Source organism: Pseudophaeobacter flagellatus (genome assembly GCF_021228235.1).
Taxonomy (GTDB): domain Bacteria; phylum Pseudomonadota; class Alphaproteobacteria; order Rhodobacterales; family Rhodobacteraceae; genus Pseudophaeobacter; species Pseudophaeobacter flagellatus.
This window is the reverse complement of sequence record NZ_JAJQRG010000001.1, coordinates 489,802-512,473: the sequence shown is the minus strand read 5'-3', so window position 1 is coordinate 512,473 and position 22,672 is coordinate 489,802. Positions and strand designations below refer to the sequence as shown.

22 protein-coding genes are annotated in these 22,672 nt (G+C 60.8%); 12 read left to right on the top strand and 10 right to left on the bottom strand.

Translation table 11 applies throughout. From position 1 onward, the window contains the following. Positions 1 to 119 precede the first annotated feature (119 nt). The gene (locus LRK71_RS02420) at positions 120 to 1,271 is read right to left on the bottom strand and encodes a deoxyguanosinetriphosphate triphosphohydrolase (protein WP_232400815.1); all 1,152 of its coding nucleotides are present in this window, start codon (positions 1,269 to 1,271) and stop codon (positions 120 to 122) included. A 90-nt stretch (positions 1,272 to 1,361) separates the two neighbouring features. Here LRK71_RS02420 and LRK71_RS02415 point away from each other — a divergent pair, with 90 nt between their 5' ends. Both LRK71_RS02415 and xth read left to right on the top strand, forming a co-directional pair. Further along, positions 1,362 to 1,685 carry a HesB/IscA family protein gene (locus tag LRK71_RS02415; protein ID WP_232400813.1) on the top strand — a complete coding sequence of 108 codons (324 nt, stop codon included), beginning with the start codon at positions 1,362 to 1,364 and terminating at the stop codon, positions 1,683 to 1,685. Between the two features lie 80 nt (positions 1,686 to 1,765). Next, on the top strand, positions 1,766 to 2,572 hold the full coding sequence (gene xth / locus LRK71_RS02410; RefSeq protein WP_232400812.1) for an exodeoxyribonuclease III: 807 nt from the start codon (positions 1,766 to 1,768) through the stop codon (positions 2,570 to 2,572). A gap of 29 nt (positions 2,573 to 2,601) precedes the next feature. On the opposite strand, the gene LRK71_RS02405 is transcribed toward xth, so the two are convergent. After that, positions 2,602 to 3,819, bottom strand: coding sequence for an FAD-dependent monooxygenase (locus LRK71_RS02405; protein WP_232400811.1), 1,218 nt, complete (start codon positions 3,817 to 3,819; stop codon positions 2,602 to 2,604). A gap of 96 nt (positions 3,820 to 3,915) precedes the next feature. Next, the gene (gene dksA / locus LRK71_RS02400) at positions 3,916 to 4,338 is read right to left on the bottom strand and encodes an RNA polymerase-binding protein DksA (protein WP_232401133.1); all 423 of its coding nucleotides are present in this window, start codon (positions 4,336 to 4,338) and stop codon (positions 3,916 to 3,918) included. Between the two features lie 186 nt (positions 4,339 to 4,524). Between dksA and LRK71_RS02395 the strand changes: the two genes are divergently transcribed. The 4 genes from LRK71_RS02395 (at position 4,525) to LRK71_RS02380 (ending at position 8,500) form a co-directional block, all read left to right on the top strand. After that, a complete protein-coding gene (locus tag LRK71_RS02395; RefSeq protein WP_232400810.1) occupies positions 4,525 to 5,364 on the top strand; it encodes an AAA family ATPase in 840 nt (279 codons plus the stop codon). Between the two features lie 294 nt (positions 5,365 to 5,658). Next, entirely contained in the window at positions 5,659 to 7,074 is a 1,416-nt protein-coding gene (locus tag LRK71_RS02390; RefSeq protein ID WP_232400809.1) for a DUF2927 domain-containing protein, read from the top strand. Positions 7,075 to 7,127: 53 nt separating this feature from the next. Next, positions 7,128 to 7,295, top strand: a complete 168-nt coding sequence (locus LRK71_RS02385) for a hypothetical protein (RefSeq protein WP_232400808.1) — start codon at positions 7,128 to 7,130, stop codon at positions 7,293 to 7,295. 20 nt (positions 7,296 to 7,315) lie between these two features. Then, positions 7,316 to 8,500 carry a vWA domain-containing protein gene (locus tag LRK71_RS02380; RefSeq protein WP_232400807.1) on the top strand — a complete coding sequence of 395 codons (1,185 nt, stop codon included), beginning with the start codon at positions 7,316 to 7,318 and terminating at the stop codon, positions 8,498 to 8,500. A gap of 111 nt (positions 8,501 to 8,611) precedes the next feature. Here LRK71_RS02380 and LRK71_RS02375 read toward each other — a convergent pair whose 3' ends face one another. Continuing rightward, positions 8,612 to 8,911 carry a DUF4389 domain-containing protein gene (locus tag LRK71_RS02375; protein WP_232400806.1) on the bottom strand — a complete coding sequence of 100 codons (300 nt, stop codon included), beginning with the start codon at positions 8,909 to 8,911 and terminating at the stop codon, positions 8,612 to 8,614. A 239-nt stretch (positions 8,912 to 9,150) separates the two neighbouring features. On the opposite strand from LRK71_RS02375, the gene LRK71_RS02370 reads away from it, so the two are divergent. Continuing rightward, complete coding sequence (locus LRK71_RS02370; protein ID WP_232400805.1) at positions 9,151 to 9,837, top strand: M48 family metallopeptidase; 687 nt, start codon at positions 9,151 to 9,153, stop codon at positions 9,835 to 9,837. A 190-nt stretch (positions 9,838 to 10,027) separates the two neighbouring features. Continuing rightward, positions 10,028 to 11,023 carry an LLM class flavin-dependent oxidoreductase gene (locus tag LRK71_RS02365; protein WP_232400804.1) on the top strand — a complete coding sequence of 332 codons (996 nt, stop codon included), beginning with the start codon at positions 10,028 to 10,030 and terminating at the stop codon, positions 11,021 to 11,023. A 2-nt stretch (positions 11,024 to 11,025) separates the two neighbouring features. On the opposite strand, the gene LRK71_RS02360 is transcribed toward LRK71_RS02365, so the two are convergent. From LRK71_RS02360 to LRK71_RS02340, 5 genes are all read right to left on the bottom strand, one after another. Beyond that, positions 11,026 to 11,571 carry an RSP_2648 family PIN domain-containing protein gene (locus LRK71_RS02360; protein WP_232400802.1) on the bottom strand — a complete coding sequence of 182 codons (546 nt, stop codon included), beginning with the start codon at positions 11,569 to 11,571 and terminating at the stop codon, positions 11,026 to 11,028. 9 nt (positions 11,572 to 11,580) lie between these two features. Further along, positions 11,581 to 12,795, bottom strand: coding sequence for an RSP_2647 family RNA methyltransferase (locus LRK71_RS02355; protein WP_232400801.1), 1,215 nt, complete (start codon positions 12,793 to 12,795; stop codon positions 11,581 to 11,583). Between the two features lie 113 nt (positions 12,796 to 12,908). Then, complete coding sequence (locus tag LRK71_RS02350; protein WP_232400800.1) at positions 12,909 to 13,148, bottom strand: hypothetical protein; 240 nt, start codon at positions 13,146 to 13,148, stop codon at positions 12,909 to 12,911. Between the two features lie 177 nt (positions 13,149 to 13,325). Continuing rightward, the gene (locus tag LRK71_RS02345) at positions 13,326 to 13,598 is read right to left on the bottom strand and encodes a hypothetical protein (protein WP_232400799.1); all 273 of its coding nucleotides are present in this window, start codon (positions 13,596 to 13,598) and stop codon (positions 13,326 to 13,328) included. Further along, positions 13,570 to 16,416 carry a [protein-PII] uridylyltransferase family protein gene (locus LRK71_RS02340; RefSeq protein ID WP_232400798.1) on the bottom strand — a complete coding sequence of 949 codons (2,847 nt, stop codon included), beginning with the start codon at positions 16,414 to 16,416 and terminating at the stop codon, positions 13,570 to 13,572. The genes LRK71_RS02345 and LRK71_RS02340 overlap by 29 nt, the downstream gene beginning before the upstream one ends. A 146-nt stretch (positions 16,417 to 16,562) precedes the next feature. Between LRK71_RS02340 and LRK71_RS02335 the strand changes: the two genes are divergently transcribed. Together LRK71_RS02335 and LRK71_RS02330 are read left to right on the top strand one after the other, a co-directional pair. Further along, positions 16,563 to 18,125: a caspase family protein gene (locus LRK71_RS02335; protein WP_232400797.1), complete on the top strand. Its 1,563-nt coding sequence runs from the start codon at positions 16,563 to 16,565 to the stop codon at positions 18,123 to 18,125. 213 nt (positions 18,126 to 18,338) lie between these two features. Then, positions 18,339 to 19,016 (top strand): nitroreductase, encoded by a 678-nt coding sequence (locus tag LRK71_RS02330; protein ID WP_232400796.1) that lies wholly within the window; start codon positions 18,339 to 18,341, stop codon positions 19,014 to 19,016. 172 nt (positions 19,017 to 19,188) lie between these two features. On the opposite strand, the gene parE is transcribed toward LRK71_RS02330, so the two are convergent. Next, the gene (gene parE / locus LRK71_RS02325) at positions 19,189 to 21,147 is read right to left on the bottom strand and encodes a DNA topoisomerase IV subunit B (protein WP_232400795.1); all 1,959 of its coding nucleotides are present in this window, start codon (positions 21,145 to 21,147) and stop codon (positions 19,189 to 19,191) included. Between the two features lie 236 nt (positions 21,148 to 21,383). Between parE and LRK71_RS02320 the strand changes: the two genes are divergently transcribed. Together LRK71_RS02320 and LRK71_RS02315 are read left to right on the top strand one after the other, a co-directional pair. Next, positions 21,384 to 21,806, top strand: coding sequence for a PaaI family thioesterase (locus LRK71_RS02320; RefSeq protein WP_232400794.1), 423 nt, complete (start codon positions 21,384 to 21,386; stop codon positions 21,804 to 21,806). Continuing rightward, on the top strand, positions 21,803 to 22,501 hold the full coding sequence (locus tag LRK71_RS02315) for a hypothetical protein (protein WP_232400792.1): 699 nt from the start codon (positions 21,803 to 21,805) through the stop codon (positions 22,499 to 22,501). Before LRK71_RS02320 ends, LRK71_RS02315 begins: the two co-directional genes overlap by 4 nt. Positions 22,502 to 22,672 lie beyond the last annotated feature (171 nt).

The window sequence follows — 22,672 nt, the reverse complement described above, 5'->3', positions numbered from 1 at the left end:
TGCCCGATACTATTGCACAAAAAGCGGCAAGCCAGCCGCAGATCATAGGGCCAGTCACCACCAGAGGTAACGCCAGAGCAGCAGGTCGGCCAGGAATCATGCGGTCAGAAATCATGCGGTCAGGATATCAGGCCAGTGGCGCGCAACGCCTTATATTGCTGCAGGGCAAACCGATCAGTCATCCCGGCGATATAATCCGAGGTAATCCGCGCCAGCGTCACTTGATCCGGCGCGGCGGCAATGTCGTCATGCCAACGCCCGGGCATCTGATCGGGATGGGCCAGGAAATAGGGAAACAGCGCCTCGACCACCGCCGCCATGCGCACGCGCACCTCCATCACCGAGGGCGCCCGATACATGCGCCGGAACAGAAAGGCGCGGATTTCTTTCAAATCGCGCCAGATCTCGGGTGAAAAGGCCACCACGGGCCGCCCCAGGGCGCGCACCTCTTCGACGCTGGCCACCCCACTGCTGGCCAGGTTCTGGCGCGTGGTGTCAATCACATCCCCCACCATCACCCCAAAGACCCGGCGCAGGGCCTCGTGGCGGCGGCGCAGCGGATCTAGGCCTGGGTATTTGTGATCGACCGCGCGGTAGGCGGCGCCAATGATCGGCAGATGGGTGATTTCCTCATCCTCAAACAGGCCTGCGCGCAGCCCATCGTGCAGGTCATGATTGTTATAGGCAATATCATCCGACAGGGCTGCAACCTGCGCCTCGGCGCTGGCATGGGTGTGCAGCTCCAGATCCATCGCCGCGTTGCATTCCGCCAGCGCCCAGGGCAGCGGCCCCAGCACCGGACCATTATGTTTGGCAATGGCTTCAAGGGCTTCCCAGGTAAGGTTCAAGCCGTCGAATTCAGCGTAGTGGCGCTCTAGGCAGGTGACGATGCGGATAGCCTGGGCGTTGTGGTCAAAGCCCCCATAGGGCTGCATCAGCGCATGCAGCGCATCCTCGCCGGTGTGGCCAAAGGGCGTGTGCCCCAGATCATGCGCCAGCGCCACCGCCTCGGTCAGTTCCTGATTAAGCCCCAGCGCGGCCGCAATGGTACGTCCCACCTGCCCCACCTCGATCGAATGGGTCAGACGGGTGCGATAGTTGTCACCTTCGTGTTCGACAAAGACCTGGGTCTTGTGTTTCAGGCGGCGAAAAGCGCTGGCATGAATGATACGATCCCGGTCACGCTGATAGGGAGAGCGAAAGCTGCTTTCCTCTTCATCGATCAGCCTGCCCCGGCTTTGGTCAGGCTTAGTGGCATAAGAGGCATGCATGACTAATCTTTCTTTAGTGAAATCTTGTCGTCTGGGCCGCACCTTTCTATATAATAAGATGCGCTGCAATACAGCATCGGGAGAGATCATATGCACCTGCCACCAAAAGTGACCGACCGGGCCTTTGCCCGCCTGACCGAAATTGGCGCTGCAACGCAGGGCCAGGCGCTGCGCATTGCGGTCGAAGGTGGCGGCTGTTCCGGGTTTCAATACGAAATCGGCCTGGACGCGCCCAACCCGGATGATCTGGTGCTGGAAGGCCAGGGAGAAAAAGTTGTGGTTGATACCGTGTCCCTGCCCTTTCTGGAAAATGCCGTCATCGACTTTACAGAAGAGCTGATCGGCGCACGCTTCACCATTGAAAACCCAAATGTCTCCTCCAGTTGCGGCTGTGGCACCTCGTTTTCCATGTAGGCAGCCCCCCTTGCTCCTATCGCACTATTCGGCGATAGATCGGCCAGCCCAATCCCTTTGCCGAGGCAGGAGACGCACCTATGAAGATCGCCAGTTTCAACATCAACGGCATCAAGGCCCGCGCCGCCGCCCTGCCGCAATGGCTGGATGAGGCGCAGCCCGATGTGGTTGTCCTGCAAGAGATCAAGTCGGTAGATGAGGCATTCCCGCGAGAGCTGATTGAAGATCGCGGCTACAATCTGGAAACCCACGGCCAAAAGGGCTTTAACGGGGTGGCGATCCTGTCAAAGCTGCCGCTCGAAGATGTCAGCCGGGGCCTGCCCGGCGATGAGGATGATGTTCAAGCGCGCTGGATCGAGGCCACGGTTGTCGGCCAGCAAGCAATCCGCATCTGCGGCCTTTACCTGCCCAATGGCAACCCGGTTGAACTCACCGACGCGGGCGATCCAGTGCCGGGTGGGAAATACGCCTATAAACTAGCCTGGATGGATCGGCTGAAGGCCCGCGCCGAGGCCTTGCTGGCGGATGAAATGCCCGCATTGATGGCGGGGGACTACAACATCATCCCGCAGGCAGAAGACGCCAAACGCCCCGAGGCCTGGGCAGAGGACGCGCTGCACCGCCCCGAAAGCCGCGCCGCTTATCAGCGGATCCTCAATCTTGGCTTTACCGATGCCTTTCGCGCCCGTCATCAGGGGCCAGGACACTATTCATTCTGGGATTATCAGGCAGGCGCCTGGAGCCGCGATGACGGCATTCGCATCGACCATTTCCTGCTGACACCGCAAGCCGCCGACCTGCTGCTGGATTGTCAGATCGACAAGGAAATTCGCGGTCGCGACAAACCATCGGACCACGTGCCGATCTGGGTTGAATTGGACATCTAGGCAGGCCGTCCCTATTTTGAACCGGCCTTTCAGCCCTGTGTCGCGGCGGCCTGTGTCGCTGTGGCCTGTGCTGTGACATCATGGCGATAAATCCAGTCGAACTGCGCCACCATACGCTGCGGCGCTAGCGCGCCGCCCAGTTTCAGAACCTGATGCGCGGGCCACTGCAGCGGGGCCCGCAGGTGGTATTTCCAGGCATTGCCACTGGCCGCCTGCACCACCCGTTCGGCGCGATTTTGGCGCTGGCTTTGATACGCGGCCAATGCATCTGTCAGATCACGTTGCTGCGTGGCAGCCTCTTCAAGGCAAGCGCCCAGAACCCAGGCATCTTCGAGCGCCAGATTGGCCCCCTGGGCCATAAATGGCAGCGTCGGATGCGCCGCATCACCCAAGAGGGCCACCCCCCCCTGGTGCCAAGACGCCGCAACTGGATGCCGAAACAACCCCCACAGAGCGCAGTCACGCACCTGCGCCAACAACTGCTGCGCCGCCCCGCCAAAGCTGGAAAAAGCCCGTCGCAGATTGTCTGGATCATCCGCAAAATTCCAGCTTTCTTCGGCCCAGGTGCTGCGTTCCTGCACCGCCACCAGATTGACCAAAGATCCATCACGCAATGGATAGGCCACCAGATGCTGCCCCGGCCCCATAAAGACCTGTGCTTCGGGCGGCAGACTGCTGTGATTAGGTACAATCGCCCGCCAAGCCACCTGGCCAGTGAACTGTGGCTTCTGCGGAGTGTTCAGCGCCCGGCGCGCCTGCGAGTGCAGCCCATCGGCACCGATCACCAGATCGCCACCACATTGGGCCCCATTGGCAAGATGGACCACGGGGCGGCCTGCGGTGGCCGTGATGCGATCCACCTTTTGCAACAGACGCACCTGCACACCGGCATCCCGCGCGCCATCCACCAGCAGACCGATCAAATCGGCCCGATGGACGCAATAATAACGCAGATCAGCGGCATACTGGTCCAGATCCAGGCGCAGCACCTCTTGCCCGCGCCGATGCCCGCGCAGCACAACCGCTCGGGCACGCTGTGAACACCAGGCCAGCGCATCATCCAGCTTCAGCGCCCGCAGAACCGCCATGCCATTGGGGGTAATCTGCAGTCCAGCCCCCACTTCCGAGACCGCTTCGCTTTGCTCCAGTACGGTGACCTGCGCCCCAAGCCGCCGCAAAACCAAAGCCGCCGCCAGACCGCCAATGCCGGCCCCAACAATCGTGATATTCAAATGTTCCAGTGTCATTGCGGCCCGCTGCGTTGCGCTTGTACAGGTTCAATAAACGAAAAACGCCGGAGCAACAGGCCCCGGCGCTATGGTTTCTTGACTTTGACGTAATAATCAATCGTCGCGGTGCACTTTTTCGCGCCGTTCATGACGTTCCTGGGCTTCCAGGCTCATGGTGGCATTGGGACGGGCATCCAGCCGCTTCAGCGAAATTGGCTCGCCGGTGACTTCACAGTACCCATACTCGCCTTCGGCAATGCGACGGATCGCAGCGTCAATCTTGGAAACGAGCTTGCGCTGGCGATCCCGCGTGCGCAGTTCCAGTGCCCGGTCGGTTTCTTCGCTGGCGCGATCAGCTACATCTGGAATATTACGAGTGTTGTCTTGCAAGCCCTCAATCGTATCGCGGCTTTCAGCGAGCAGATCCTGCTTCCAGTTCAGAAGTTTGCGACGGAAATACTCAAGCTGCCGATCATTCATGAAAGGCTCATCTTCGGCCGGACGGTAATCTTCCGGCAGAAACATTTCTTGTTTCATTTCGGCTCCTTCGGTCTCGCTCATTCTGTAGGTCTCATTAATTTTCGCCATACATCCTGGCTCCCCATGCCGCTGCGTTTATCCCCTGAAAGGCCAATTGTCACTACACAATCATGCCCCACACGGGTTAAAACCATGCTAAATGCGCCAAATCGCGGCAATGCTAGCAGGGGATCTACTATAACTATGCAATTTCAGGGCACTAAAGACTACGTCGCCACGGATGATCTAAAAATTGCGGTCAATGCCGCTGTCACGCTGGAACGCCCCTTGCTGGTCAAGGGGGAACCGGGCACCGGCAAGACAGAGCTGGCGCGGCAAGTGGCGGATGCCATGGGGCTCAAGATGATCGAGTGGAATGTAAAATCCACCACCCGCGCGCAGCAGGGCCTGTATGAATATGACGCCGTCAGCCGGTTGCGCGATAGCCAATTGGGCGAAGAACGCGTCCATGACGTAAAAAACTACATCAAAAAAGGCAAACTCTGGGAGGCCTTTGAGGCCGATGAGAAAGTGGTCTTGCTGATCGACGAAATCGACAAGGCCGACATCGAATTCCCCAATGATCTGCTGCAAGAGCTCGATAAGATGGAATTCCACGTCTACGAGACCGGCGAAACAATCCGCGCGGTCAATCGCCCGATCATGATCATTACCTCCAACAACGAAAAAGAGCTGCCAGACGCTTTTTTGCGCCGCTGTTTCTTTCACTACATCCAGTTTCCCGATGCCGAAACGATGAAAAAAATCGTTGCGGTGCATCATCCCGATATCAAGGAAGCGCTGCTTACGACGGCCCTGACGCAGTTCTATGAAATTCGCGACACGGCTGGCCTGAAGAAAAAGCCCTCCACCTCAGAGGTGCTGGACTGGCTGAAGCTGCTCTTGGCAGAGGATCTGACCCCGCAGGATCTGGCCCGTGACGGTGCCGATGCCCTGCCGAAACTGCACGGGGCGCTGTTGAAGAACGAACAGGACGTGCATCTTTTTGAACGCCTTGCCTTTATGGCCCGTGGCCGCCGCTAGCGCCAGTCGCAGCGTCAGAGTACATCCTATTTGCAGGGGGGATCAGCCGATTCCCCCTGTGAAACACCGATATCACTGCTACGTCATGGGCACTGTTTTACGCGGGTGACAGCGGTTCGCGCTTCGCCTCTTCAAATCTTGCGCCTCTTGCCCTAACAATTGGAAAAGAGCTTGTCTGTCCGGGGCCTTGCTCGCCGTTTCTGAAGCATTTACCCCTTGAGTGGAGCCCCTGCGGTGATCGCGACATCTCAACCGACCACCCTGATCTTGTCGCCCGACTCGCGGACTTGCGGAATGCTGTGCAGAACAGGCCTCAAACATTGGGCAGTTGGCCTGCGCCGCAGCGCCACAGTTTTGGCGCTCTGCACCCTGGTCGCTGCCTGCGGCCTACCTGCGGGTCAGATGCAAAGTGGCGCAAAACCTGCCAGCCGGTCAGCGCAGAGCGCCAGTAGCCTCCCCCCGGCCAAGGCCTTTACATCCTCTCGCCCGCAGCCGCCGCAGCGGTCCAATCGCGATATCGCGCGTGATTTTCTGGATCTCCATTTTCAGCTGGAAGGCGGCACTGTGCTGCCCGTCTTCACCCGTTTTGAACGCCCCGTTCGGGTGCACGTGACCGGCACCCCAAGCCAGATATTCCTGAAAGATCTCGACCGGCTGTTGGCCCGCCTGCGCCAGGAGGCCGGGATCCGCATCCAGCGCGTCACCACCGGACCGGCAGAGATCACCGTGCAGGCGGTTTCCAGCCGGGACATCCAGCGCGCCCTGCCCAAGGCCGCCTGTTTTGTGGTGCCCAATGTCGGCTCTCTGGCGGAACTGCGGCGCAAGCGGCGCAGCCCGCAAACCGATTGGTCCCGCCTGCGCAGCCGCGAACGACTTGCCGTCTTTGTGCCGATAGACGTCAGCCCGCAGGAAGCCCGCGACTGCCTGCATGAAGAGCTGGCCCAGGCTGTAGGTCCGTTGAACGATCTTTACCGCCTGTCCGACTCTGTCTTTAATGACGACAACGTGCATACGGTGCTCACTGGGTTTGACATGCTGGTGCTGCGCGCCAGCTATGCCCCTGAACTGCGCACCGGCATGAGCCGCAGCGAAGTGGCGGCACAATTGCCCCAGATCTTGGCCCGGCTGAACCCCACTGGAGAAGCGATCGCCGCCCGCCCCCTGCCCGCGACACCGCGCAGCTGGATCGCCGCGATTGAAACGGCGTTGGGACCTGGCAGCAGCATTGGCATGCGCAAACGGGCCGCCAATCAGGCGGTCATCCTGGCGCGCAATGCAGGCTGGTCCGATCACCGCCGCGCCTATAGCCACTATGTCTTGGGGCGGATGATCCAGGCCGATGAACCAGACCTGGCGCAGCGCCATTTTCAGACCGCGCTGACTATGCTAGGCTCGCGGCGCGGTAGCGCGCTGCATCGGGCCATTATCAATCCGCGCATGGCCGCCTATCAGATTGCCCGCGGCGATGGCGCTGCAGCCCTGGCACAGATCACCCCGACGCTGGCGGTTGCCAGCCGCTCGGAAAATGCCGCCCTCTTGGCCACCGCCATGCTGATCAAGGCCGAAGCCCTAGATTTGCTGGGCCAATTTGCCACTGCCAACACGGTCAGACTGGACAGCCTTGGATGGGCGCGCTACGGCTTTGGCCCGGATTGGGCAGTGCAGTCCAAGATCCGCGAAGTCGCGGAGCTGCGCCCCTCGGACAACTGATACAGGCAACAGACATCGGCGCGCCCTTGGCGGCAGAAACAGGCGGAGAAGACATGATCGTAATTGGTGCAGTGCTGCTGGGGATCCTCTTGGGGGTCTATAACGCCCGGAAACGTGGCGGCAATACAGCCGATATGCTGCAATATGGCGCTGCCTATGCCATCGCCTTTGGTATTGTCGGGGTCATTGCCACCATCGTGATCCATCGCGTGCTGGCCTAACCAAACGCCGGAGACCCCAGATGTTTCAGCCCTTTTTCGAAAACCTGCGCCAGGCTGCGGTCCCGGTCTCTCTGCGCGAATACCTTACCTTTCTGGAGGGGATGAAAAAGGGGCTGGTGACCTACGACATCGAAGCCTTCTATTTTCTGGCCCGCACCGCCATGGTCAAGGATGAGCGCAATATCGACAAGTTCGACCGCGCCTTTTCCACCACTTTCAAAGGGTTGGAATCGATCCCGAATTCTGCCGTGATGGAGGCCGTGGACATCCCCGAAGACTGGCTGCGCAAGATGGCCGAAAAGCACATGACGCCTGAAGAAAAGGCCGAGATCGAGGCCATGGGCGGCTTTGACAAGCTGATGGAGACCCTGAAACAGCGACTGGAAGAGCAAAAGGGGCGCCATCAGGGCGGCAGCAAATGGGTTGGCACGGCTGGGACCTCGCCGTTTGGTGCCTATGGCTACAATCCTGAAGGGGTGCGTATCGGCCAAAAGGAAAGCCGTCATCGCCGTGCGGTAAAGGTCTGGGACAAACGCGAATTCAAGAACCTGGACGGCGATGTTGAACTGGGCACCCGCAACATCAAGGTGGCGCTGAAACGACTGCGCCGCTGGGTGCGCGAAGGGGCGCATGAAGAGCTGGATCTGGACAATACCATTCGCTCTACCGCGGAACATGGCTACCTGGATGTCAAAACCCGCCCCGAACGCCACAATGCCGTAAAAGTCTTGTTGTTTCTTGATGTTGGCGGCTCTATGGATCCGCATATCAAGGTGGTGGAAGAGCTGTTTTCAGCCGCCCGCACCGAATTCAAGCATCTGGAATATTTCTACTTTCACAACTGCCTATACGAGGGCGTCTGGCGCGATAACCGCCGCCGTTGGGACGCGCAGATGCCCACCCATGAGGTGCTGCGCACCTATGGCCCCGACTACAAATGTATCTTTGTCGGCGATGCCTCGATGTCGCCCTATGAAATCGCGTATCCCGGCGGGGCCAATGAGCATTGGAATCAAGAGGCCGGTCAGGTCTGGCTGGAACGGGCGCGCGACCAGTGGAAATCGCATCTCTGGATCAACCCCGTAGCGCAGCAGCACTGGGATTACACCCATTCTATTAGCATGGTCCGCGAGATATTCGAGGATCGCATGGTGCCCATGACGCTGGATGGGCTGGAACGCGGCATGCGCGAACTGACCAAATAGGCCAGCCCCCCTCCAATTCTGCCGACCTGCACCCACCGCCCCAACAGGGCGCTGCGGCCAATTGGGCCGCCCGTCCGGATCAATCGGTCCGGATCAGTCAGTCCAGATCAGTCAGTCCAAATCAGTCCAGGGCCAGGGCTTCACATTGCTCGCCACCATCTGATAGCGCGCCGCCTTGGCGATCCAGATTCCCAGATCCGTACCAAAATCGGCCAGCCGCTCGTTTGGCTCTTTGGTGACGGCGAGGACAATGAACTGCAGCACCGTCGCAGTGGCCAGCACCGTCTGGGCCACCGAAATCATCACTGCGATCAGGATCATATAAAGCAACCGGGTCAACAGGCCTTCCTGCTCCTCCGGTTCGAACTGTTCGCCATGCAAACGGCCATTGATATCATCTGGATCAGACACCGGCACCCTCTTGGTTTTGGATTATCCCTGAGCCTACCCTTCCCTACCCAAGGCTACTCTGCAACCGTGAAAACCCCGGCGAGGCTGCGCAATCGGTGCCATTCCCCGCATCCCGCGCGCCATTGCCCGCCCAGTATCGGCCAAACCGCCAAGATCCAGGGTAATTTTCGCGGCGACCGAACCGCACAGGATGCCGCAGCTCTCTTGTCCTGCGCGCATTTTCTGCCCATATCTGGACTATGTTGCGTTTTACCCCCATCCTGCTGGCCGTGATCTATGGCCTTGTCATGTACCGGATTTCTATCTGGCGCACCCACCGCGAGTTGGACGCGCGTTCAACTGAGCTGGCCGATACCAAGCTGCGCCGCCTGACCGATCGCATGGCCGCCGCGCTCGAGATTGATCGCATCCCCGTGTTCATCTACGAGGTTGATCCCGTCAACGGGCTGGCAGCACCGGATGGGCGGATCTTCATCACCCGTGGATTCTACCGCAAATACCAAAGCGGCGAGGTCACCGAGGCCGAGCTTGCCTCGGTCATCGCGCATGAAATGGGCCATGTGGCGCTGGGACATGCCAAGAAACGTATCATTGATTTCTCGGGTCAAAACGCCCTTCGCACCGCATTGATGATGATCCTTGGGCGCTACATCCCCTTTGTTGGCCCCTGGATCGCCGGGTTGCTGGCCAACCTGCTTGCGGCGCGGCTGTCGCGCGGTGACGAATATGAGGCCGATGAATATGCCGCCGCACTTCTGGCCAAGGCTGGCATCGGGCTAGAGCCGCAAAAGAGCCTCTTTGTCAAACTTGAGGCCCTGACCGAATCACGGGCTGGCATGGCTCCGGCCTGGCTGATGTCACACCCCAAAACAGAAGAGCGCATCGCAGCGCTGGAACGGTTGGAGGCAGGCTGGAACAAGCACTAATGACATCTGCCCTCCGGTGCGCCCCTTCCGCCCTGCTCAGCGCCTGCGCGCCAGCTCCCTAGGGGCGGCCCGGATCTAACACCACGTCATTCTTCTCTTGCCCCCTTGTCATTGCGCATCAGGCATCCCAGATCAGACACTCCTGTAACTGGAAGCCTATTGATCCCTGGACGCTGAATTGGACCCCCTCATGCGCTACTCTCTTCTTGATCTTGCCCCGGTACCCGAGGGCAGCGAAATCCAGCAGTCCCTTGCCAATAGCACCGATCTGGCGCAGCAGGCTGAAGGATGGGGCTATCACCGCTACTGGATGGCAGAGCATCACAACATGCCCGGCATCGCCAGCGCCGCCACCGCCGTTTTGATCGGCCATATTGCCAGCCAGACCAAAACCATCCGCGTTGGCGCCGGGGGCATCATGCTGCCCAACCACGCACCCTATATGGTGGCAGAAGCCTTTGGCACCCTAGCAGCCCTACACGGCGACCGGATTGATCTGGGGCTGGGCCGCGCCCCCGGCACCGATATGCAGACCGCCCGCGCCCTGCGTCGCGGCATGGCCAGCGGCGCTGCACTAGGGGACAGTTTCCCGCAGGATGTGGTTGATCTTATAGGGTTTCTTGGTCCGCTAGATCCTGCCGCCAAGGTGCGCGCCTTTCCTGGGCAAGGCAGCAATGTGCCGGTCTGGATCCTTGGCTCCAGCCTCTATGGAGCGCAACTGGCGGCGCAGCTTGGACTTCCCTATGCCTTTGCCTCGCATTTTGCACCGCAGGCGCTTGGGGATGCGCTGGCAATCTATCGCCGCGATTTCCGCCCCTCGGCCTATCTGGACAAACCCCATGCAATGATCGCGGCAAATGTCTTTGCCGCCGAGACCGACGCCGAAGGCATCCGGTTGCGGACCACCATGCAGCAGGCCTTTGCCCGTTTGCGCCTGGGACAGCCCGGCAAACTACCGCGCCCAGTAGATGATATTGCCGACCACCTGTCGCCCCCGGTGCTGGCGGGTGTGAATGAGGCGCTTACCATCTCTGCCACCGGCAGCCCCGAAAGCGTCCGGCAAGAGCTGTCGCAGATCGTTGCGCGCTATGCGCCGGACGAGGTGATCATCACCGGCCAGATCCACGACCATGGTGCCCGGTTGCGCTCTTTTGAAATTGCGGCAGAGGTGCTGGGAACGCTCTAGCTCTAAGCCGAGGCCAGGGCCTTGGCCAGACGCGGCAACCGCGCCTTTTTCAGCAAAGGCCTGATCTCCCAGCCGCCGCCAGACAGGCGGTTGGCCTCGGCCAGAACCCGCGCCCCCAGCGCCTCCATTCCGGCGTTGTCCTTAAGCCAAAGATCATAGAGCAGCTGATCCGGCCCCAACCGCTCCAGCCCTTCTTCCGCCAGGGTATGGCGGGGGAAATCCTTGTTGTTCAGCGTGACAATAGCATCGGCATGGCCCGCAATCGCGGCGGCCAGCACATGTACATCTGCGGAGTCCGGAAGCCAGAGCCGTGCCTCTAGCCCCGGCGCAGGAGGCACCACCGCCTGCGGCCAGGCCGCGCGTATCAGCGCCACCTCCGCCTCTGCCTGGGCCGCGCCTTCCGGGCCAAGTTTCAGCGCTGCACGGCGCCACTCTTCCAGAATGCGGGTCGACCATAGGGGCGTAAACGCCCCCAGCCGCGCCGCGCCGATCAGCATTTCGCGCATCACGGTGGGGTAGAGCACGCAGGTGTCCAGTAGCAGCTTCATGGTGCCGGATCAGTCCAGGCGGAAGAAAACAGACTTGAGATAGCCGCTTTCCGCCAGTTGCGGCAATTGCGGATGATCGGCCCCGGCATAGCCGGTGTGAATCAGCTGCCCGCGCCGCCCCGCGCGGCCGATCCCGCGCGCAGAGGCATTGCGGAACCGCGACAGATCCGCCGCATGCGAACAGGAACACAGCCCCAGATAGCCACCAGGTGCCACCAGCGGCGCCGCCAGCTTGGCGATCCGCTCATAGGCGCGCAAACCCGCCTCCAGCGCCTGTTTCGACGGGGCAAACGCCGGGGGATCACAGATCACCACATCAAACAGTCGGCCTTCTTCGGCCAGGGCGGCAAGCTGATCAAAGGCATCGCCTTGGCGCGCAGTGAAACTGTCACCAAAGCCCGCCGCAGCCGCCCCCTGCGCCGCCAGGTCCAGCGCCGCCGCAGAGCCATCAACACAGGTGACCGTTCCCGCCCCCGCAGCCCGCATCGCCAGACCAAAGCCGCCGACATGGGAAAACACATCCAGCACATCGCTCCCCTGCGGCACCAGACGGGCGGCAAAGGCGTGGTTGTCGCGCTGGTCATAAAACAGCCCGGTCTTTTGCCCGCCGGTCAGATCCGCCATATAGGTGGCCCCGTTCATCTGCACCGGCATTGGCCCCGTCGGGGTCTCGCCCAGCAGAGTCAGGCTCTCATCATCGAGCCCCTCCAGACCACGGGTCCGCCCAGAGGCATTCTTGAGGATCACAGTGCAGCCTGTGACCTCGGCCAGGGCGGCGGTCAGCGCCTCCAGATGAGCCTCGGCCCAGGCGGCGTTGGGCTGCACGACACAGGCGTCGCCAAAGCGGTCGATCACCACTCCTGGCAGCCCATCGGCTTCGGCGTGGATCAGCCGGTAGTATGGCGCATCATAAAGGCGTTCTCGCAGGGAAAGCGCCTGAGAAATTCGTGCCTGGAACCAGGCCTGATCAATCACCGCATCCGGGTCGCGGTCCAGCATCCGGCAGATGATCTTGCTGGTCGGGTTCACCGCCACCGTACCCATCGGCGTCTGGGCTTCGTCCAGCAACACGGCCAGGCTGCCGGGCGCGAGTTTACGCGTGCGCCGGTCGGTGACCAGTTCGTTGGCATAGACCCAGGGAAAGCCATGGCGCAGGGCACGGGCATTGGCTTTGGGCAGGAGTTTTACGCGGGGGCGCTCTGGCGCCGAGGATGAGGCTGTCATGCCCTCTCTTATCGCCATCGTGGCAAGGGGGCAACCGGCGTGACAGCCTGCCGCCACAACCGCCAGATCGGTGGCAGAACGCGGCTGTTTTTTTTGCAGAGCGAAAGACCGGTCTACTGCGCGCCGTCGTCAGCGCTCTGCGGCCCCAGGACATTCATCCCGATGGTCTGTATAATCGACTGCGGGTTCACACCCAACGCTAGGATGTCGATCTCATCCAGATCGGTGCCCTTCTGGACATAGCCATCCAGCGGCGTGTCATAGCTTGCGTTGCGACTTGGGATTTCTGCGCCAGAACAAGCCGAGAGCCAAAAGCCCAGTGCCAGAGAGATACAAACGCGCAGGGTCTTCATCTGTTGCTCCTTGCCAATCACCAAGAGGTTTCGGTGATACGGGTTCAGCATCAGACTGCGGGGCAATCCGGGCGGAATAATGGCAATTTTAGCTCAATTTGACGAAATCTGGACCTGTCAGGTCCCGCCCGGCATAGGCTCTGCCACGCAGGAAAAGATATTCTGGCCTCTGTCAGATCAGTCGCGCGGACGGGTGCGCCAGCCGCCCCGGCGGCGTGGTTCACCCATGTCGGTCAGCCCCTGACGCAGCACCTGCGTCATCGGATGATCCGCCGGGGCCGCACTATAATGATCCAAGATCTGGGTGATGGCACTGCGGTGATCCAGCCCGCTGGGCAGGCTCAGCGCCCAGTCGAGAAAAATACTGCGGCATTGGCTCTCGGTGATGCCTTCGATCCGGTAGGCCTCGCGGATCAACTGCTTATTGTCCAGTCCTGTCAGGCTCTGCATGGTCCACTCCCTCCTGCAAGGTCCGCGCAATAGTTGCGTCACAGCCCCTATACGCCGCCTCCAGCGCCGCTTCCAGATCTTCCAGACTGTCAAAGCCTGCACTGCTGTGCAGAAACTGCGCACCGCCCTCGCCCAGGTTTTCCTGTGACAAGGGGCTTTGTGAAATTAGTCGCGCGGCAGTCTGTACCGACCAGTATAGATCATAAGACTGGCGCAACCGCAGCGCATCTGCGGCATTCAGCCAGCGACGAGCGACCGCCTGCTGCAACCCACCTGCGACATCACGGCTCGGGGCCACCTCGCCACCGGAGACCGGATCCAGGCTGCCCCGCCCCGCCAGCAAGGCCCCGGCTTGCGACAGCAATTCGATATCCATCATCCGCCCCGCCCCGGTTTTGGCATCCCAAACCCCAGAGGGGCGTTTTGCGGCGGCCAGACGCTGGCGCATGGCTGTGACCTCGGCCAATACGGTCGGCACCTCGCGCTCCTGCGCCAGCAAGCCGCGCCGGAAGGTTTCAAAGCGTTGTTGCAAGGCGGGGTCTCCGGCGATGCCCCGTGCCCGCGTCAGGGCCAGGTGCTCCCAGACCCAGGCCTCTGACTGCTGATAGTGGCTATAGCTGGACCAGCTGGTCGCCACCGGCCCCATGTTCCCCGAGGGGCGCAGCCGCATGTCGACCTCATAGAGCCGCCCCTGCGACATCGGGGCCGACAGCCCGGTGATCAACGCCTGGGTCAAGCGCGCGTAATAGGCGCGCGTGCCAAGCGGCTTGCGCCCCTCGGACATCTCCACCTCCTCGGGGTCGTAAATAACGATGATATCAAGATCCGACTGCGCGTTGATCTGCCCCGCCCCCAAAGAACCCATGGCAACCACCACCGGGCCACTGCCCGGCGGGGGGCCGTGCTTGACAGTAAACTGGCGGATCACCCGTGGCAAAAGCGCCTTGATCACCGCTTCGGCCAATTCGCCATACTGCGCCCCCGCAGTTGCCCCATCAATCAAGCCCCGCAGGTGATGCACCCCGATGCGGAAGTGCCATTCCTTGCACCAGCGTCGGGCACCGTCCAGCTGAGCTTCATAGTCCTCTTCCAGATCGAGAATCGCCTCCATTTCCTGGCTAAGCACAGCGCCACCCGGCCAGTCTTCGAAGAAAGAGCCACCAATCACCGCATCAAACACCCCAGAGTTTCGTGACAGAAACCCGGCCAGCGCGGGCGATGTACCGACGATATCAACCAATAGATCCAGCAGTTGCGGGTTTGCCTCAAACAGAGAAAACAACTGCACCCCAGCCGGGAGCCCGGCCAGAAACCCATCCAGCGCCAGCAGCGATTCTGCTGGTTTTGCCGTGCGCGACAGCCGGGCCAGTAGATCCGGTTTCAGCCGCTCAAAGATCTGCGCCCCCCGCTGCGAGCGCAGCGCCGGATAGGTGCGCCAGCGCGTAGTGATGCTTTCGTCCATCTCGACGGGCAGCTCGGGGCGTGGCTGCGCGGCTGCATCCGGGGCAAAGAAATCTTCGGTCAGCTCATGCACCTCTACCAGACGGCGGTGAATGTCGCGCTGCAACTCTGCCGGATCCTGCCCCATCAGACAGGCCACACGGGCGATGCCCTCTTCTGCACTGGGCATTTTATGCGTCTGGGCATCATGTACCATCTGGATACGATGCTCGACATCGCGATGGGCCCGGTAATGATCGCTCAGCCTTCCCGCGACATCATCAGGGATCCAGCCCCTGGCAGCCAGGGCGTGCAGCCCCTCGACCGTGCCGCGCAGACGCAGGCTTTCGTCGCGCCCGCCTGCAATCAGCTGACGGGTCTGGGTGAAGAACTCAATCTCGCGGATACCGCCCCGTCCCAGCTTCATGTCATGGCCCGGCACCGTGATCGGGCCGCCGGTCCCCTTGTTTTCGCGGATACGCAGACGCATGTCATGCGCATCCTGAATGGCGGCAAAATCCAGGTGTCGCCGCCAGACAAAGGGGCGCAGGGTTTTCAAAAAGCCCTCGCCCGCCGCCAGATCACCGGCACAGGGGCGCGCCTTGATATAGGCGGCGCGTTCCCAAGTGCGGCCCAGGCTTTCATAATAGCGCTCTGCCGCCTCCATCGCCAGGCAGACCGGGGTAACGCCCGGATCCGGGCGCAGGCGCAGATCGGTGCGGAATACATAGCCATCAGAGGTGCGATCGCTAAGGGTGGCGCACATATTGCGGGTCGCCCGCACCATGCCCTGGCGCGCCTCAAAGAACGCATCTGGGTCAAACCGGGTTTCATCAAACAGGCAGATGAGATCAATATCAGAACTGTAGTTCAACTCATGCGCGCCCATCTTGCCCATGGCGAGGATGCTCAGCCCGCCTGCGGTTTCAATATCTGCCTCGCCTAGCCCCGGCAATTTCTTACGCCGGATCAGGGCGGCTATTTCCGCCTTGATCGCCACATCCGCGCTCAGCGCGCCAAAATCGGTCAGCGCGCCCGTCACCTCTTCCAGACTCCAACCGCCGCATAGATCACAGAGCGCCGTCAACAGCGCCACTCGGCGCTTGGCCTGACGCAGCCTCGGCTTCAGCTGATCCGGGGCGAGACTGCGACAACTGGCAAAGATCTCTGCCAGGGCGGATTTGGGTGCCTCCAATGCGCCCCCGATCCAGTCGGCTTCCTGTTCGATCAGGCGGCGCAGATAGGGGCTGGATCCGGCGGTGCCAGCAATCAACTCGGCCTCCTCTGGCGTGAGCCCTGCGACCAGATCACGGGTTTCAGCGCCAAGGGCGGTATCATAGGGGCGTGGCAGGCGGGTGATGTGCAAACGATCAGACATGTGCAAACTTGTTCTGCCTGCGCCACCGCGTCAATCCAAGAAGCGCCGCAGCGCGTCAAACTGCACGGTTTGGACAAAATGGTGACCTGCGCCGCCTTCTCTGCCACAGTATGACAATAGCCAGAGGGCAAACAGAAAGGACCGCGATGTTTGGGCTGGGAATGATTGGTCAGGCGATGCATGTCTACAGGCGTTTGGCTGTTTTCATCATCGTGATTTTCACCAGTTGCGCCCCGCTGCAGGCCAAAGACCGCATCGCGCTGGTGATCGGCAACGCCAGCTACGCCCATACCTCACCACTGGCAAATCCCGGCAATGATGCCATAACCATGGCTGCCACCCTGCGCGCAGCCGGTTTTTCCGTCACCCGCCTGATCGATGCGGATCAGACCAGCATGAAGCGGGCCTTGCTGCAATTTGGCAGAGCCTTGCGCGGCCCTGCAGTCGAGGCCGGGTTGCTATACTATGCGGGCCACGGGGTACAGCTACACGGTGAAAACTATCTGGTGCCAGTGAATGCCAACATTGCCAGCGAAGATGAAATCGATTTTGAAGCCATCAATGTGAACAGCTTCTTGCAGGTGATGAACTCCTCCAACGCCGATATAAACATCGTCATTCTGGATGCCTGTCGCAACAACCCCTTTGCCACCAGCGCGCGCTCGGCCGCGCGGGGCTTGGCGCCGGTGGATGCGCCCAAGGGCACCCTGATCGCCTATGCCACCGCGCCCGGAGATGTGGCACTGGATGGTACCCAGGCGAATTCGCCCTATACCCAGGCGCTGAGCGCAGCCATTGCATCGGGTGGCGGGCGCACCATTGAGGCCATTTTCAAGACCGCCCGACGGCAGGTTCTGGCCGCGACCAATGACCAGCAAGTGCCTTGGGAAACCAGCTCCATCATCGGTGATTTCTATTTTCACCAAACCCCCAGCGCGCCCGGTTCAGCCCCGACCACGCCGCAGCAGATCGTCGCCGCGCCTGCGCCGCTGAGCAATCCGGTGCAACCGCTGGACGAAGAAGAGATGGCACGCAAATACGACCTGGCCCTGCGGCTGAACAGTGCGGCAGCCTGGCGCATCTTTGTCAAAGAATATCAGGATTATCCCGATAGTGTTTACATGGCTCTGGCGCTGGAGGCCCTGTCGCAGCTTTCACAGGGGGCGGTTGCAACAGCCCCTACCCAGCAGCCCCCCATCAGGCCGGTAACGCCGAAGCTGCGCCACTGGCCCCTGCCACAGATGCGCATTCGCGACTGCTATGACCGGAAGTTCGGTCCCGCCGCAGCGCCCAATGTCCAGCTCTGCGTCTCCTCGCTGCTGGCCTCGCAGGCCGGCAATAGCTACGTCGGCGGCAATCTGGCGGACAATCGACCCGAAACCGCTTGGATCGAAGGCGAGCGCGGGGATGGTATCGGTCAGACCCTACGTTTTGCCTTTCAGGCCCCAACCCAGATCAACGCGATCCTGCTGGCCAATGGCTACACCAAAAGCCCCAGCGTCTTTGCCAAGAACAGCCGCGTGCGCGCCCTGCGCGTGCAAAGCTCGACAGGCTATGACAGCAGCGTCCGGCTGCTGGATCAGGGGGCCATACAGAGGCTGAATATCCCCGCACTGGGGCCTGTCACCTGGATCACCCTGACCCTGCAGGATGTCTATCCGGGCAGCCGCTACCTCGACACCGCCATCAGCGAGATCCAGTTCAGATAGCAAAGCGCCATCGCCCGAAGACCGCACCCGGGGCCGAAGTGCCGCTGCGGCACGCGCGCAAAACCCCCTATAAAGCCCGAAATTTGCCACCTAAGATCCCTGACAACGGTGCCCCGGCCTTGGAGGGTCAAGGCACCCAGCTGCCGCATCCGCCCCGTCAGCATAGACGGGCGTTGCGGGGGATCATGCAAGCTAGGTGCAAAGGGGCCAATGATGAAGCTTGAACAGGCAATGCAAGAGCGCCGCTCTATCCGTGGATTTACCGGTCAACCCGTCGCAAAAGAACTGCTGCAAGAGGTCATTGCACTGGCTAACCGCGCCCCCTCTTCGATGAACACCCAGCCCTGGCATCTGCATGTGCTGACCGGCGAGCCGCTGGAACAGGTGCGCCGCGGCAATACCGAACGGATGCTGGACGGCACGCCCCCCAGCCGCGACATCGAAGACTATGCTGCCTATGAAGGCGAACATCGTGCCCGCCAGATCGAAATCGCCGTGCAACTGTTTGAGGCCATGGGGATTGAACGCCACGACAAAGAGCGTCGGCAAGACTGGGTCATGCGCGGCTTTCGCCAGTTCGACGCACCGGTTTCAATCGTGGTCTGCTTTGATCGCAGCCTGTTGGACAATACAATTGCCCATTTCGACACCGGCGCCCTGACCTATGGCTTGGTTCTGGCCGCCTGGAGCAAGGGCCTTGGTGCGGTGATCAATGGCCAGGGCATCATGCAAAGCCCGGTGGTGCGCGAGGTTGCCAATATTCCCGAGGATCAGATCATTCTGACCTGCGTAGCCCTTGGCTGGCCAGATGAGGATTTTGTGGCAAATTCCGTGATCTCGCGCAGGCGCCCGGTTGAAAACACCACCCGCTTTCTGGGTTTTGACGACTAAAGCCGCCCGCCTTTAACCTGAAGCGGGCAAAAGACGGGGCACGGCATGACCTCTCAATGATAAGAGTGTCTGCCACAAACCCGTGTTTCAGGTTTATGGCAGAGCGCTTGAGCGCAAGCGCCGCTGCCCCCAGCACCGGGGGCAGTCACAGCAAAACCACAGACCGGGTGGATTAAACGTCCAGTTCTGCGACGAATTTGGCGTTTTCCTGAATGTACTGATAGCGCAGTTCAGGCTTTTTGCCCATCAGACGTTCCACCAGATCGCCTGTCTCGCCTGGTTCATCCTCGTCAATGGTGACGCGGATCAGCTTGCGGGTGGTCGGGTCCATGGTGGTTTCTTTCAGATCCTTGGCATCCATCTCGCCCAGACCTTTAAAGCGCGAGACATCAATCTTGCCCTTGCCCCCCAGGCCCTTTTCCAACCAGGCGTCGCGTTCTGCTTCATCCAGGCAGTAGACCCGGCGCGCGCCCTGCGTCAGGCGAAACAACGGCGGGCAGGCAAGATAAAGATGCCCACTGTCAATCAAGGGCCGCATCTGGGTAAAGAAAAAGGTCATCAACAAAGAGGCAATATGGGCACCGTCAACATCCGCATCCGTCATGATGATGATTTTGTCATAGCGCAGATCATCCAGCACAAATTTGCTGCCCATGCCGACGCCCAGCGCCTCGCAGAGATCATTGATCTCGGCGTTAGAGCCCAGCTTATTCGAGGCCGCGCCCAACACGTTAAGGATCTTGCCCTTCAGCGGCAGCAGAGCCTGGTTCACCCGGTTGCGCGCCCCCTTGCCCGAACCACCAGCCGAGTCACCCTCGACGATGAACAGTTCGGTGCCCGAACGATCCTTGGAGGTACAATCGGTCAGCTTGCCCGGCAGGCGCAGCTTTTTGGTGGCGGTCTTGCGCTGGGTCTCTTTTTCCTGCTTGCGGCGCAGGCGTTCCTCGGCCCGCAGCACCAGAAAATCAAGGATAGCGCCAGCCGATTTGGTATCCGCCGCCAGCCAGTTATCAAAATGGTCGCGCACCGAATTTTCCACCATCTTGGCGGCCACCTCGGTCGACAGGCGATCCTTGGTCTGGCCGACAAAGGCCGGGTCGGCAATAAAGCAAGAGACCAGCGCGCAGCCCCCCACCGTCAGATCTTCACGGGTGATGCTGGCCGCCTTCTTGTTGCCGACCAGCTCACCATAGGCTTTGAGTCCCTTAAGAACCGCCGCCCAGAACCCGGCAACATGGGTGCCGCCTTCGGGGGTGGGCACCGTGTTACAATAGCTTTGCGTGAACCCATCGCGGGATGGCGTCCAGTTGATTGCCCATTCCACATAGCCGGGCGCGTTGAACTTCTCGCGGAACTCTACCTTGCCGGCAAAGGGCGCATCGGCATAGACGGAGGATTTGCCCAGCACCTCGGTCAGATAGTCTTTCAGACCGCCGGGAAAGTGGAAGGTGGCCTCTTGCGGGGTTTCCCCATCATTGATGGCGCTTTTCCAGCGGATTTCAACACCGGAAAACAGATATGCCTTGGAACGCACAAGGGTGAACAGGCGCTTGGGCTTGAACCGGTGTGAGCCAAAGATCTGTTCATCCGCGTGAAATGTGACAAATGTGCCCCGCTTGTTCGGCGCGGCACCGACCTTTTCAACCGGACCCAGCGGCAGGCCGCGGGAAAACCGCTGCTCGTACAGCTCTTTGTTCTTGGCAACCTGCACCACCAGACTATCGGACAGCGCATTCACCACCGAAGAGCCAACCCCGTGCAACCCCCCCGAGGTCTGATAGGCCTTGCCTGAAAATTTGCCCCCTGCATGCAGGGTACAGAGGATCACCTCTAGCGCGGATTTATCGGGAAACTTGGGGTGCGGATCAATTGGAATACCGCGCCCATTGTCCGAAACGGTAATGGAGTAATCGGCATTCAGCGAGACTTCGATCCGGTTGGCATGGCCTGCAACCGCTTCATCCATCGAGTTGTCGAGGATTTCGGCCACCATATGGTGCAGCGCCCTTTCATCGGTGCCGCCAATATACATGCCGGGACGCTGGCGAACCGGTTCCAGCCCCTCCAGCACCTCGATAGAGGAGGCGTCATAGATGTCGGCGTCGGGAGTACTGAGGAGGTCGTTTGCCATCGGCGGGAGCTGCTCTTCATTTGTTTTGGTTGCGCCCATTATGGCAGGTGTTGTGGCCTTGCGAAAGAGGTCCCCTAGGGGCTGTGGATAACCTTTACGGACACTCTTGCAGCCAAGGGCTGTATCCTGACAGGCCAGATCCCCCTGGCGGGAGAATTCCTGCGGCGAAATCCAGGGTGGAGTTGCCCGCCCGGCACAGCTAGGCTTCTGCGCGACCCCACAGAGATGAGACCGAAATGACCCAGCCAGACCAGATGAGCGTCACAAACGCGCAACGCCTGTTGGATGAGAACTTTGCCGAATGGGTGCGCGCCCTGAATTTGACGGTCACCACCTTTTCCCCGACCGAAGCGGTACTGCATATGCCCCTGGCCCCGCATCTGGAGCGAGTCGGCGGTATTGTGTCCGGTCAGGCGCTGACTGCATTGGCCGATACCGCCATGGTGCTGGCCGCCATTGCCCATGCCGGTGCCCTGCGGATGTTTGCCACCACCGATCTGCACACACAGTTCCTGCGTCCGGGCGTTGGATCTGCCATCCTGTGTCAGGCGCAGGTGGTGCGGGCGGGCAAGGCCCTGGTCTTTGCCCGCGCTGATATGCGCGAAGAGACCAGCGACAAGCTGGTCGCCACCGCCACTGCCACCTTCTATGCCACATGAGACTGCGCACCGGCCTGTTCCTCTCTGTGCTTCTTGGGCCGCTTCTGCTGTCCTGCGGCCGTCCGGTCAGCCAAGCGGAACGAGGGTTTCTGGCCGAAATTCACGGCGACAGTGTCGATCTGGACCAGGTGCGGCTGGTGCGGGGTGCGCCGGTCGCTACCGTCACCTTTCGCCGCAAACCGCGCCCGCGCGAAACCTGCCGAGAACGTATCCTGCCCCCCATCGAGGAAGAAACCGTCGTTACCTCTTCGCCTGCCGCCGTCGCCCTGTTCAACCGCATCTTCTTTGTCAAAGACTGGTATACCGAGGATTACATGCCCGCCTACCCAGAGCGGCTCTATCTGGTAGAGGCCATGTTGCTGGCGCATGAGATGACCCATGTCTGGCAATGGCAAAACCGCGCCCAGACTGGCTATCACCCGCTGCGCGCCGCCGCCGAACATCGCACCAGCCCCGATCCCTATCTCTTTGCGCTGGATGGCAGCCCCGATTTTCTCAGCTACGGCTATGAACAGCAGGGCGCCATCGTCGAAGAATATGTTTGCTGTCGCGCCCTAGCGCCGCAGGCCGCCCGCAGCAAACGGCTGCATGCGATGCTCAAAGCGGTCATGCCGGTGTCGGATCTGCCAAGCAGCCGCGAAAGCGACGTCTATCTGCCCTGGAAAGAGGTCGAACTGGCAGGGATCTGCAGCTAGGCGCAGGCCGCACCACTCCCGCCCCTTGGTAGAAACAGGGGCGCGCGCTTTACCGCTTGCCCTCGCGCCGGTTCCGCAGCATGCCCTGGCCAGTATTTGCGACAAGGGCCGATATTTGCGACAAAGGTTGTCCTACCATAGCGCTTGGCGTCTGGATTATCCAACTGGCCT

Bases quoted from the DNA above. Each gene is read 5' to 3' on its own strand.
- LRK71_RS02420 (WP_232400815.1), bottom strand. From the start codon at position 1,271: ATGCATGCCTCTTATGCCACTAAGCCTGACCAAAGCCGGGGCAGGCTG.
- LRK71_RS02370 (WP_232400805.1), top strand. From the start codon at position 9,151: ATGTTGCGTTTTACCCCCATCCTGCTGGCCGTGATCTATGGCCTTGTC.
- dksA (WP_232401133.1), bottom strand. From the start codon at position 4,338: ATGAAACAAGAAATGTTTCTGCCGGAAGATTACCGTCCGGCCGAAGAT.
- LRK71_RS02320 (WP_232400794.1), top strand. From the start codon at position 21,384: ATGACCCAGCCAGACCAGATGAGCGTCACAAACGCGCAACGCCTGTTG.
- LRK71_RS02360 (WP_232400802.1), bottom strand. From the start codon at position 11,571: ATGAAGCTGCTACTGGACACCTGCGTGCTCTACCCCACCGTGATGCGC.
- LRK71_RS02330 (WP_232400796.1), top strand. From the start codon at position 18,339: ATGAAGCTTGAACAGGCAATGCAAGAGCGCCGCTCTATCCGTGGATTT.
- LRK71_RS02365 (WP_232400804.1), top strand. From the start codon at position 10,028: ATGCGCTACTCTCTTCTTGATCTTGCCCCGGTACCCGAGGGCAGCGAA.
- LRK71_RS02390 (WP_232400809.1), top strand. From the start codon at position 5,659: ATGCTGTGCAGAACAGGCCTCAAACATTGGGCAGTTGGCCTGCGCCGC.
- LRK71_RS02405 (WP_232400811.1), bottom strand. From the start codon at position 3,819: ATGACACTGGAACATTTGAATATCACGATTGTTGGGGCCGGCATTGGC.
- LRK71_RS02385 (WP_232400808.1), top strand. From the start codon at position 7,128: ATGATCGTAATTGGTGCAGTGCTGCTGGGGATCCTCTTGGGGGTCTAT.
- LRK71_RS02340 (WP_232400798.1), bottom strand. From the start codon at position 16,416: ATGTCTGATCGTTTGCACATCACCCGCCTGCCACGCCCCTATGATACC.
- LRK71_RS02395 (WP_232400810.1), top strand. From the start codon at position 4,525: ATGCAATTTCAGGGCACTAAAGACTACGTCGCCACGGATGATCTAAAA.
- LRK71_RS02345 (WP_232400799.1), bottom strand. From the start codon at position 13,598: ATGCAGAGCCTGACAGGACTGGACAATAAGCAGTTGATCCGCGAGGCC.
- LRK71_RS02315 (WP_232400792.1), top strand. From the start codon at position 21,803: ATGAGACTGCGCACCGGCCTGTTCCTCTCTGTGCTTCTTGGGCCGCTT.
- LRK71_RS02355 (WP_232400801.1), bottom strand. From the start codon at position 12,795: ATGACAGCCTCATCCTCGGCGCCAGAGCGCCCCCGCGTAAAACTCCTG.
- parE (WP_232400795.1), bottom strand. From the start codon at position 21,147: ATGGCAAACGACCTCCTCAGTACTCCCGACGCCGACATCTATGACGCC.
- LRK71_RS02415 (WP_232400813.1), top strand. From the start codon at position 1,362: ATGCACCTGCCACCAAAAGTGACCGACCGGGCCTTTGCCCGCCTGACC.
- LRK71_RS02380 (WP_232400807.1), top strand. From the start codon at position 7,316: ATGTTTCAGCCCTTTTTCGAAAACCTGCGCCAGGCTGCGGTCCCGGTC.
- xth (WP_232400812.1), top strand. From the start codon at position 1,766: ATGAAGATCGCCAGTTTCAACATCAACGGCATCAAGGCCCGCGCCGCC.
- LRK71_RS02350 (WP_232400800.1), bottom strand. From the start codon at position 13,148: ATGAAGACCCTGCGCGTTTGTATCTCTCTGGCACTGGGCTTTTGGCTC.
- LRK71_RS02335 (WP_232400797.1), top strand. From the start codon at position 16,563: ATGTTTGGGCTGGGAATGATTGGTCAGGCGATGCATGTCTACAGGCGT.